At 70.2% G+C, this 10976-nt stretch carries 7 protein-coding genes; all 7 read right to left on the reverse strand.

Annotated elements, in window-relative coordinates; translation table 11 throughout:
- Positions 1-388 (reverse strand): response regulator (locus tag FNH04_RS31715; RefSeq protein ID WP_152789247.1); only part of this gene is annotated, 388 nt, incomplete at its 3' end.
- A gap of 6 nt (positions 389-394) precedes the next feature.
- Complete coding sequence (locus tag FNH04_RS31720; RefSeq protein ID WP_152789249.1) at positions 395-2389, reverse strand: sensor histidine kinase; 1995 nt, start codon at positions 2387-2389, stop codon at positions 395-397.
- 205 nt (positions 2390-2594) lie between these two features.
- Positions 2595-5789 (reverse strand): RICIN domain-containing protein, encoded by a 3195-nt coding sequence (locus FNH04_RS31725; RefSeq protein WP_152789251.1) that lies wholly within the window; start codon positions 5787-5789, stop codon positions 2595-2597.
- 88 nt (positions 5790-5877) lie between these two features.
- Entirely contained in the window at positions 5878-7638 is a 1761-nt protein-coding gene (locus FNH04_RS31730; RefSeq protein ID WP_152789253.1) for an amylo-alpha-1,6-glucosidase, read from the reverse strand.
- Positions 7639-7720: 82 nt separating this feature from the next.
- Positions 7721-8563: a carbohydrate ABC transporter permease gene (locus FNH04_RS31735; RefSeq protein WP_386575148.1), complete on the reverse strand. Its 843-nt coding sequence runs from the start codon at positions 8561-8563 to the stop codon at positions 7721-7723.
- 32 nt (positions 8564-8595) lie between these two features.
- Positions 8596-9579 (reverse strand): carbohydrate ABC transporter permease, encoded by a 984-nt coding sequence (locus tag FNH04_RS31740; RefSeq protein WP_152789255.1) that lies wholly within the window; start codon positions 9577-9579, stop codon positions 8596-8598.
- Between the two features lie 21 nt (positions 9580-9600).
- Positions 9601-10848: a sugar ABC transporter substrate-binding protein gene (locus FNH04_RS31745; RefSeq protein ID WP_152789257.1), complete on the reverse strand. Its 1248-nt coding sequence runs from the start codon at positions 10846-10848 to the stop codon at positions 9601-9603.
- Between the last annotated feature and the right edge of the window lie 128 nt (positions 10849-10976).

Genomic DNA, 10976 nt, shown 5'->3' on the forward strand with positions numbered 1-10976 from the left:
CGCCGGCGACCACCACCCTGAGCGCCGTGAGGAGTTCGGCCGGCTGGGCGTCCTTGAGGAGGAAGCCGGAGGCACCGGCGCGCAGGGCCTCGTAGACGTAGGAGTCGAGGTCGAAGGTGGTCAGGACGAGCACCCGGGGTACGTGGCCCGACGTCGGGCCGGTCAGGAGACTCGTCGCCGTCAGGCCGTCCATGTCGGGCATGCGGATGTCCATCAGGACCACGTCCGGGGACAGTCGGCCGGCCAGCGTGACCGCTTCGGCGCCGTCACCCGCCTCGCCGACCACCACGAAGTCCGGCTCCGCGTCGACGATGGCCGCGAATCCCGCCCGGACCACGGCCTGGTCGTCGACGACCAGGACCCGGGCGGGGGTGGAGGGCGAGGTCATGGGGCGTCACTTTATCGAGCCCTCGGCAGGGACCGTGGGCGGGGCGTCGGCAGGGGTGCCGTCGCGCAGGTTGCCCAGGAGCTCGCGCATCGCCGCCAGCGACTCACGGGCCGCCGGGGCCACGTCGTCGAGGCGGCCCTCCTCGGCGGCGCCGACCACTTCGGCGGTCCGGTCGAGGACAGCGGCGCGCAGCCCGGCGGCGATCCGCTGCCGTTCCAGGTGCGCCGCGGCGAGCGCCTCGTGGACGACCGCGCCCAGCTCGCCGTTCTCGCGGCGGGCGACCTGCCCGCGCCGGGACCGGACAAGGAAGCCCGTCAGCCACGCGCCGCCGAACAGCGGCAGCAGCAGCACCGTCAGGGCGAACACGGTGACCCCCACGACAGGTGCTCCGGCCGGATCCCCGTCGATCGTGCCGTCCCGCGCCGCTGTCACCGACACCGCGCCGGCCAGCACCGGCGCGGCCAGCGGCACCGATGCCCAAGTCGCCCACGGATCACGGCCGTACGCCCCCACCGCGTACACCCCGCCCACCAGCGCGCAGGCGCCCGCGGTCAGGGCCAGCCAGGGATCCGCGTCCGATCCGGGCGCCCACGGCCACAGCCAGGCCCCCGCGAGCAACGCGGCCAGCACCGGCCAGGGCACCGCCCGCCGCCACAGCAGCGGCAGCAACTGCGCGATCAGCAGCGCGCTCAGCAGCAACAGACCGGGCGCGTCCCGGTCCTCGGCGAACAGGAACACCGCCGGGAGGATTCCGGCGGCCGGCAGCATGGCGTGCGAGGCGAGGCGCCAGTCCAACGCCCTGCTCCGCCCCGTCGAGGGACGTGTGCCCTGGGCCGGGTGAGCCGGCAGTTCCGCCCGTACCGACCAGCCTCTGGACGGGCCCGCTCCCGGACCGGCGGTCACCGTGCCGCCGACCGCCTCGGCGCGCTCGCGCATACCGGTCATGCCCCGCCCCGACCCGAGACCCCGGCCGCCGGCGCCGGGTGCACCGGCCTCCAGGTTTGTACGGGCCCCTCCGTCGTCGTCGACGGTGAGCGCCAGCCACCCGTCGCCCAGGTCCCGCAGGCCGACTCGTACGACCGCCCCCGGGGCGTAGCGCAGCGTGTTCGTGAGGGCCTCCCTGGCGATACCGAACACCGCCTCCGTCACCTGTGTGCCGGCTACCGCGGCGCCCGTGACGCTCGTGATCTCCACTCGCTGCCCGAGGCGGATGAAGCCACTGGCGAGTTCCTCGATCCGGGTGCCCAGCGGGACGTCGTCGCCCTCCTCGGCGGCCCTCAGGGAGGTGACCAGGCGCTGCACGGTGGCCAGGGTCTCGCGGCCGGTGCGGGCGGCGAAGTCGAGGGCCTCGGCGGCCAGTTCGGGACGGCTGGCGGCGAGGTGCCGGGCGGCCTCCGCGGTGACGACCACGGAGGTGAGGTGGTGGGCGCTGACGTCGTGCAACTCCCGTGCCAGCCTGCGTCGTTCACTCGCTCCCGCCTCCTGCCCCTCGGCACGGGCCCGGGCCAGGCGGGCGGCGGCCCGGGCTCGTGCGGCCGACTGGTGGGCACGGCCGCGGCCGATCCCGACGACGCCCAGGTGGAACGCGACGTCGACGATCAGGCCGACGCCGGCCGAGAGGCTCGCGCCCTCGACGGCGAAGCCGACCAGGCCCTGGTAGCAGACGAGGACGCCGACCGCCCGCAGCGTCACCGGCAGGGTGGTGCGGGCGGCGACCGAGTACACGGCCACCAAGTCGGCCACGATGAGGAACACCTGGACCGCGTCCGAGGCCTCCGTGAACAGGGCCAGCCCGTAGAAGGCGGAGACCCCGGCCAGTGCCGCCAGCGGCACCCGCCGTCGCAGACCCAGCGCGATGGTCGTCCCGGCCGCCACGACCAGGGTGAGTTCGAGGTCCGCGCGGGAGACGTCGTGGCCTCCGTCCAGCGCAGCCGGTCCCGGCCACAGCAGGAGGCAGGCCGCGAGGGCCAGCGGCAGCAGCCAGTTCCGTAACGTTTCCATGAGGGCATGAGCCTACGACGTGCCCTCCCGCCGGTGCGTCCTGCGTCGGACCGACCCGTCCCCCGCCCCGGCCCGACGACGCTGACGGCATGCGGTTCACCACATCGCCGTACCCCTTCTCGTCCTCGTCGCCGCTTCCGGCCTCCTCCGGCGTCGCCGTTGCCCGTTCGTCGACGCCGGAGGAGGGGCGGGAGCCGCTGTCAGCTCAGTCCTTGCCGGTGAGCCTCCAGATCTGGTTCTTCTTGGTGGTCAGGGTGCTCGCCGCGTCGCATGGCCACTGGTGGACGAGGGCGCCGGATGCGGTCGAGATGGTGCTGACGTCGACGCACTTGCCGCTGTGCACGGCGACGAGCTGGTAGTCGTGGCTGTTGCCGAGCGCGGTCACCGCCGCCAGCCTGAACCGCTGGTTGGTGTCGCCGTGGCAGGTCCACTGCTGGACGGCGGCGCCGTTGGCCGTCGAGAAGGCCGAGACGTCCAGGCACTTGCCGCTGGAGTGGTTGACGACGGTGTAGGTGTCGGTCGTGCCGGAGACGCGGTGGAAGTCGAAGATCTGCTCCTGGCCGCTTCCGCAGGTGTTCTGCTGGTACTGGGTGCCGTTGGCGGTGGACTTGGCGGGGTCTTCGAGACAGAGCCCGCTGTGCTGGGCCACGGCCGTGGAGGAGAAGCCGGCCGAGGCTCCGATGTGCAGGCTCGCGGGTGCGAAGGAGACCTGGTCGAGGTGGGGCGCGGAGCTGGAGCGCATGGGCTCTCCGATGTCGCTGCCGCCGCCCGAGTAGACCTTGCCGATGGTGGTGCCGTCCCAGTCGAAGAGCTGTGAGGAGGTGAACTTGACGGTGTTGGCGCCCTTCTTGAGGGTGACGTGGGCGGTGTAGTCGGTGAACTGGTTCCAGTGCAGGGTGCTGGCGAAGTTGACGCGGGTGGCGTCACCGCCGTTGACGCTGACGTCGGCGTGCTCGGCGTACAGGTCGGGGTTGTAGTGGTGGGAGGGCAGTTCCTCGGCGTTCGCGTAGCGCATGGTCATGGCGTAGGTGCCGGCCGAGGGCGCGTCGACGTCGAGGGTGAGGGAGTTGGCGGTTCCGTTGCCGATGCCGGTGACGACGCCGCCGTTGGCCTGGCTGTAGCTGGTGGAGACGTCGGCGGTGCCGGTGAGGGCGCCGTCCTCGGCCTGGTAGGTGACGACGTTGCCGGTGGTGACGGCGGAGGTGGCGCTGAACGGCGTGACGGCCAGGTCGTCCAGGGCGAGGGTGCCGCCGGTGCCGGTCACCTTGACCTTGTTGATGCCGCCCTTCAGGTAGACCCGGTTGGTGGAGGTGGACCAGGCGCCGGTGGTCGCGCCGGAGAGGGTCTGGTCGTCGGTGGCCCTGCCGTTGACGGTGAGGCCGGCCTGGCCGGTGTTGCGGAAGCGGGCCGTCAGGTCCGCGTATCCGTCCCGCGCGGAGTAGACCCAGAACGTCGCGGACTTGCCGGAGGTGAGGTTCACCGCGCCCGCGCCGGACTGGCCCTGGGAGGTGTAGGTGGTGCTGCCGTTGTCGGAGAGGGTGGCCTGCTCTGCCTCGTAGAGCGTGGTGCCCTGGACGGCGGCGTCCTTGTACCGGAGGTCGATCTTGTCGATGATGGCGTCGCCGACGGTCGCCGCGCCGTTGTCACCGGTGGTGGCCAGGGTGATGGTGTGGCTGCCCGAGGTGAGGTGCACGGTGGTGTCGCTGTGCCCCCACACCACCCACTGGAAGCCCACCGGGATGTCCATCCGGGTCGATGCGCCGCCGTCGACCCGCATGTACACGTTCGTCGGGCCCTTGACGTCGGCGTCCTTGGCGTAGCTGTTGCCGAACACCGACAGGTCGTAGTCGCCGGTGGTGGGGACGGTGACGGGGAAGGAGATCACCGTGGTCGAGCCGGTGCGCAGGCCCCCGACGTCCTTGGTGCCCGAGGTGGCGAACTTGTCGAGTCTGCTGGTGGTGCCCTCGGTGTTGATGTTGTAGCCGCTGCCGCTGAGCGTGGCGTTCTCGGCCTCGTACGTGGCCGACCAGGTGCTGTCGGCGGCGGTGGTGCTGCCGCTGCCGCCGGGGGAGACGATCACCTGGTACGCGGACATCGCGTCGAGAGTGATGGGGACGGTGATCGAACCGTCGGAGCCCACGGCGACGTCGGCGTCGGAGAGCCGGGTCGGGGTGGCCGCCGCCCCGATGTAGCCGCTGTAGCGGTCCTGGAACACGCTGACGTGCACGGTGCTGCCGAAGACCGCGGGGTCGATGTTCTTGATGACCGTGTCGGAGTCACCGCTGGTGCCGCCCCCGGCGAGGATGACGCGGGCCTGCTTCTTGGCCGTGTCCAGGCTCGCCAGGCCCTGGAGGGTGTACGCGGCGTCGTTGGCGGCGCCGGTGACCTTGACGGTGTTGCCGGTCATGGAGCTGTACCAGTTGTACAGCCACCACTGGGCGTTGGGGGTGTTCTGGCCGGCGGCGGAGTCGCCGAGGTTGCCGTTGATGTTCCAGTACGGCAGGTTGCCGTCGATCTTCTTGTCCTCGAGGGCCGCGATCCACTGCACCATCTGGCCGGGGTCGGTCAGGTGGTAGCGGAAGGCGTACTCGTTGAGGTTGATCGGCAGGTGCGAGGGGATACCGACGGCGGTCTCGGCCGCGCGGTAGTTGTCGGTGGTGGTGCGTACATCGGCCGGGCTGCCGAGGGTGTGCCAGGTCATGATGTCCGGCAGGCAGTTGTTCGCCTTGCAGTAGGTGAGGAAGCCCTTGTAGGCGAACTCGGTGTAGCTGGAGAGGTTGGGCCCGGCTATCCGTGCCGCGGGCCAGAGACCCTTGATGAAGTCGTACGTCTGGCGCCACTCGGAGTTGAAGTTGGCCAGGGGTGTCGCCTGGGTGCGCATGCCCGGGTACCACATGCCGTCGGGCTCGTTGTAGGGCACGAGGACGACACGGTCCTTGTAGGGGCTTGCCAGCACCTGCTCGATCTGGGTCTTCATGGCCGTCTGGTAGGCGGCGTAGCTGGCCCGTTCGTAACTGAACGTGCGGTACACATCCGTCATGTAGATGTAGATGTCCTTGCCGCCGCTGTCCACGAACGGCTTGGCGATCTCCAGCGCGTCCGATCCGGGGTGCTGCTGTCCGTCCTGGTACTTGGTGTTGGTGGTCTGCACCCCCATTCCCTCGATGAGGTTGTTGGTCGGTACGTCCGGGCCGTACAGGCCGTACAGCACCCCGGAGGCGCCTCCGTGGAAGGCTCCGGTGGTGGTGCCCAGGTCGACGCTGAGGGTGGGGGTGGCGGCGGAGGCGGGCGCTGCCGTCACGGTGGTGAGGCCGGCTATGACGGTCAGCGGAAGCAGCGCCTGTGCGATGCCGTGGAGAAGACGTCTTGAGGTCGAGCGTCTTTGCCCGATTCTTGGCATGTACTTACGTCCTTTCAGGGGTGGGGCTGGTTGGTGCTGCGCCGGCCTCCCCCCGTGCCGGACGTGTGGATGGGTTGCCGCCTGCGGCTCAGGTGAGGGTGGCGTCGGTCCTGGCGTCCGCGCGGCGGAGGACGTGGTCGCGGGCGAGCAGCAGGTAGCTGCCGGCGGTCCAGGTGTAGGCGCGGTCGCGCAGGCCGGTGCCGGTCAGGGCGTCGAAGTTCTCGGCGAACCCGTGGGTCTCGCACAGGGCGCGGAAGCGAGCACTGATGTCGTCGGCGAGCCGCTGGTGGCCGGCGCGGCGCAGGCCGTCCTCGATGAGGACCGTGGCGGGGGCCCAGATGGGGCCGCGCCAGTAGCCGTCGGAGAGGTAGTGCGGTGAGGTGGGCAGTTCGGTGGCCAGGCCGTACGGGGTCAGATGGGCCTTGATGTGGTCGGCCAGCGTGCTGCCGATCTCGGCGGGCAAGTGCTCGCCCAGCGCGATGGGCATCAGGTCGAGGAGACTGGCGCTGCTCCAGGTCTCCCCGGTGCCGGCCGAGCGGGCGACGAACCTGTTCCCGGTCCAGAGCTGGTCGAGCAGCGCCGTCTGGATCTCCTCGGCGACTCCCGTCCACCGGTCGGCCTCACCCGGCCTGTCCAGCTCCGATGCGAGCTCGGCGAGTTCATGGAGCTGGAGGACGAGGAAGGCGGCCAGGTCGGCGGTGACGACGACGCGTTCGGGGTCGAAGGTGGTGGCGTTGTCCCAGCCGCTGTCGTTGCCGTGCTGGTAGTGGGGCAGTTCGGTGCCGGGGGCGCGCCGGGCGGTGAGCCAGAAGCCGGTCCAGCGCTCCAGCCGCTCGTACACCTCGGTCAGTTCGGCCCGGCCGAGGGGTGTCGGCAGACTGCGGCGCAGGTGGCCGAAGGCCCAGCCGTGGATGGGCGGTTTGACGAAGTTGTAGAGGACCTCGGAGTGGGTGACCGAGTCCGGCAGGGCGCCGCTCTCGTCCTGGTGGTCGAACGGCAGCTGGAACTGGTCCCAGGCCAGCGCGGGCGCTCCGGGCGCCAGGGCGAGGGCGTTGAAGCAGTGGTCCCAGCTCCACACCTTGTCCATCCAGTGCTTGGACATCAGCACGCCGGGCCGGGTGACCAGGCCCTTCGCCGCCACGGTCGCCGACCAGACGACGTAGGCGGCGAGTTCGACGGCCGGGGTGGCGGCCGAGCGCCAGGGCGCCACGGCGTCCACGAAGTCCGCGAAGGCTTGCTGGGCCGCCGCCACGATGTCGTCGAAGGCCGCCGAGGGCGCGTAGGGCGGACGGGCGGTGTCGAGTTCCTCGATCGCGAGCTCCCAGACACCGTCCCCCCGCGCGGTCACGGTGACACCGCGGTCGCTGCCGCCCAGGGCCTGGTCTCCGGCTGTGTCGGCGAGGATGCCGGACAGCACGGTGACGCGGTAACGGCGGCCGGTCTCGTACGAGGTGAACACGTGCGCGTTCGCCGCCGGGTCGTGGAAGAAGTACGTGCCGCTGAACGGGGTGAGGGTCCGCGCGGCGGCGAAGATGCCGAAGTCCAGGCCGCTGCCCCGCAGGCGTACGGTGTCCGGCGACTCGTAGGCGAGCTCGACGCGTCCCTTCTCGCCGACCCAGCCGAGCAGGCCCGGTATCGCCTCGACGCGGGTCTCGGCCCGCTCGCCTCTCGCCGCGTCCAGGGGGACCAGGCGCAGGACGCCGTGCATGCCGTTCTGGTGCGAGACGAGGTGGAGGTCCTCGGCGTGTGTCTTCTCGGCCACCACGGGCGAGATGTCGAACCAGGAGCCGTACGCGCTGAACGGGATGTCGTGGACGGAGAAGGCCGGGCCGGATCGGGCGGCGGTCATGTGGCGTGACTCGTTTCTGGAGCAGGGGGCGCCGGCCGGCCGGCGTGGCAGCGCGCCGGTCGTCGTGGCAGGTTGGGGGGACTCAGTCCTTGACGGCGCCGGTGGTCACACCGGCGGCGACGTAGCGCTGGGCGAGGACGAGGATGACCGCGGCGGGCAGTGACGCCACGACGGCGGTGGCCATGATGGCGTTCCACTCCTGGTTGTTGTTGCCGATGTAGTGGTAGATGCCGAGGGTGATCGGCTCGTGGGTGCCGCCGTTGACCAGGGTGTTGGCGAAGACGAAGTCGGACCAGGACCACAGGAACGCGAACAGGGACACCGTGACGATCGAGTTGCGGCTCATCGGCAGCACGATCGACCAGAAGGTGCGCAGGGCCCTGGCTCCGTCCATCTGCGCGGCCTGGAGCAGCTCGCCGGGGATGCCCGACATGAACGCGGTGAAGATCAGCACCGCGAAGGGGACGGCCAGGGTGGAGTCCGCGACGATCAGGCCGGGGACGGACTGGAGCAGGCCGAGCTGGAGGTAGATGGCGTAGAAGCCCATCGCCATGATGATGCCGGGGATCATCTGGGCGGCCAGCAGGACGAAGCTCAACAGGCCGCCGCCGCGTGGGCGCAGCTTGGCCAGCGCGTAGCCGGCGGGGGCGGCCAGGGCCACGGTCAGGACGACGGTGCCCAGGGCGACCACGAGGCTGGTGCCGAGGTAGGGCAACTGCTCGTCGAGCACCTTGCGGTAGCCGTCCAGGGTGCCGTGGGTCGGGAACAGGTCCGGCGGGCTCTTGCGCATGTCCTGGTCGCGGGTGAAGGACACGTTGAGCATCCAGTAGACCGGGAACAGCATGACCCCGGTCAGCAACAGGCCGACGGCCGTCTTCCAGCCTGTCCTCATGGCGCCCTTCCTCGTGGCAGCGCGCTTCTTCATGACAGCGCCCTTCTTCGCGACAGCGCCTTCTTTCATGACAGCGCCTGCTTTCGCTGGGCTCGGACGTAGACCAGGCCGAAGACCAGGGCGGCGACGACGAGCAGGTTGCCGACGGCCGCGCCGGGGCCGAAGGCGGGCACCAGGTTGCCGAAGCCCAGCTGGTAGGACCAGGTGGCGAAGGTGGTGGACGAGTCCGCCGGGCCGCCCTTGGTCATGATCCAGATGATGTCGAAGACCTTGAGCGTGTACACCAGGCCCAGCAGCAGCGTGATCGCCGAGACCGGGCGCAGCAGCGGGAAGGTGATGCGCCAAAAGCGCTGCCAGGCACTCGCCCCGTCCAGGGCCGCGGCCTCGTACAGCGATTGGGGGATGGACTGCAGTCCGCTGTAGAGCACGACCAGGTTGAAGGGGACACCGATCCAGATGTTAGCGATGATCACGGAGGTCAGTGACCAGGACGGCGAGGTCAGCCAGTGCACCGGGCCGATCCCCAGGGTGTGCAGGGCGGCGTTGACGATGCCGGAGTCGCTGTTGAGCATCCAGGACCAGGTGGAGGCCGACACGATCAGCGGCAGCAGCCAGGGCACCAGGAACAGGGCCCGCAGGCTCGCCGAGAGCCGGAAGTGCTGGTTGAAGAAGACCGCCAGGGCCAGACCGATGGCGTACTGCAAGACCAGGCACACGGCCGTGAACACCACGGTGTGCAGCAGGGCCGGGGCGAAGGCCGGATCGTCGAAGACGGTCCGGTAGTTCTCCAGCCCCGTGAACGGCGCGTCGCCCTGGACGAAGGAGCGGACGGTGTAGTGGCGCAGGCTCAGGTCGATGTTGCGGTAGAGCGGATAGGCGTAGAACAGGACGAGGTAGAGGGCGACCGGGGCGAGGAAGGCCCAGGCGGCCCACTGCCGGGAGACCGGACGGCGCCGTTCTCGCACCGGGGCCGGGGGCGGGGCGACGGTGGCCGCCCCGCTCCGGCCGCGTACGGACCGGCGGTCCGGCAGCTGTCTCGTGTGGTTCATCTGCGGACCGCGCATCCTCTTCTACTTGACGGCCGACTGGGCCTTGGCCAGCGCGTCCTTGGGCGACTGGGCACCGCTGAGGGCGGACTGGACCGCCTTCCACATCTGCTCGGAGATCTTGGGGTACTTGGTGCCCAGATCGTCACTGGTGCGTCCCTTGGCCGCCTTGACCGCCTCGACCCAGGGCTTGAGCTTGGCGTCGGACGCCACCTGCTTGTCCTGCACCTCACTGGTGGGCGCCACATAGGACAGGGTGGTGTCGGTGTCGTACAGGTTCTCGGTGCTGGTCAGACAGGTCACCAGCTTCTGGGAGGTGGCATAGCGGCCGGTGTCGCCCTGGACCGGGACGGTGACGAACTCACCACCGGTCGGCGCCGCGGCGTTACCCCCGTCCGCGCCGGGGATGGGCAGGACGCCGTACTCGAAGCCGGCCTTCTCCGCGTTGGCGAGCTGCCAGGTGCCGTTCTCCGCGAAGGCGTAGTCACCGCTGGCGAACTCCTGCCAGCTGGTGGTCTGGGTGTTGCTGATCACCGAGTTGGGGGCATAGCCCTTGTCCAGCCAGCCCTTCCACAACGCCAGCGCCGAGACGCCCTCGGGCGAGTCGAGTCCGGTCAGCTGCGCACCGGATCCCCAGAACCACGGCAGGAACTGGAAGCTGCCCTCCTCCGTGCCGATCGCCGAGAACGTGATGCCCTTCTTGCCCGCCTTCTTGACCTTCCCCAGCGCCGCCGTCAGCGACTTCCAGTCCTTGACCGAGGCGATGTCCACCCCGGCAGCCTCCAGCACCTCCTTGTTGTAGTAGAGGGCGAGGGTGTTGGCCCCGATCGGCGTGCCGTAGGTCTTGCCGCCCGACTGGCCGGCCGCGAGCAGGTTGGAGTCCGTCTTGGAGGTGTCCAGCTTGTTGTCGTCGGTCGTGGTGAGCACGCCCGCCTCCGCCAGGGTCGACACCACCGGGTTGTCCACGATCAGGACATCCGCGGAGTTGTCCTGCTGCGCCGCCAGCAGCGCCTTGTTCGACAGATCGCTGGTGTCGAAAGCGGTCCGCTTGATCTTCACGCCCGCCTTGGTACCGCAGTCATCCAGCAGCTTCGCCCAGGCCGAGCCCTTGTCGAACTGCGGGTAGGGGTCCCAGATGGTGTACGTGCCGCCCTCGGAGTCCTTCGCTGCGGAACTGCCCGAGCCCGAGGAGCAGGCGGTGGCGCTGACCGCCACGGCCAGGGCGGTCAGGGCCACGGCGGTCAGACGGCGTTGTCTGGAGGTGCTGTGCATTGCGGGTTCCTTAGTTCTTGGCACAGGTGTGCCGTGAGAGGGATGACGGGGGGGAGAGCCGGGCACACCGAACGGCGCCGGTGAGGAATTCGGGTGCTCGGTGCGCTGGGTCGGAGACGCCCGTGGGG

The organism is Streptomyces phyllanthi (assembly GCF_009377205.1).
Taxonomy (GTDB): domain Bacteria; phylum Actinomycetota; class Actinomycetes; order Streptomycetales; family Streptomycetaceae; genus Streptomyces; species Streptomyces phyllanthi.

What these genes read in the sequence shown, in the direction of transcription:
- FNH04_RS31720 (WP_152789249.1), bottom strand. Translation starts at nt 2,389, where the DNA reads ATGGAAACGTTACGGAACTGGCTGCTGCCGCTGGCCCTCGCGGCCTGC.
- FNH04_RS31725 (WP_152789251.1), bottom strand. Translation starts at nt 5,789, where the DNA reads ATGCCAAGAATCGGGCAAAGACGCTCGACCTCAAGACGTCTTCTCCAC.
- FNH04_RS31730 (WP_152789253.1), bottom strand. Translation starts at nt 7,638, where the DNA reads ATGACCGCCGCCCGATCCGGCCCGGCCTTCTCCGTCCACGACATCCCG.
- FNH04_RS31735 (WP_386575148.1), bottom strand. Translation starts at nt 8,563, where the DNA reads ATGAAGAAGCGCGCTGCCACGAGGAAGGGCGCCATGAGGACAGGCTGG.
- FNH04_RS31740 (WP_152789255.1), bottom strand. Translation starts at nt 9,579, where the DNA reads ATGAACCACACGAGACAGCTGCCGGACCGCCGGTCCGTACGCGGCCGG.
- FNH04_RS31745 (WP_152789257.1), bottom strand. Translation starts at nt 10,848, where the DNA reads ATGCACAGCACCTCCAGACAACGCCGTCTGACCGCCGTGGCCCTGACC.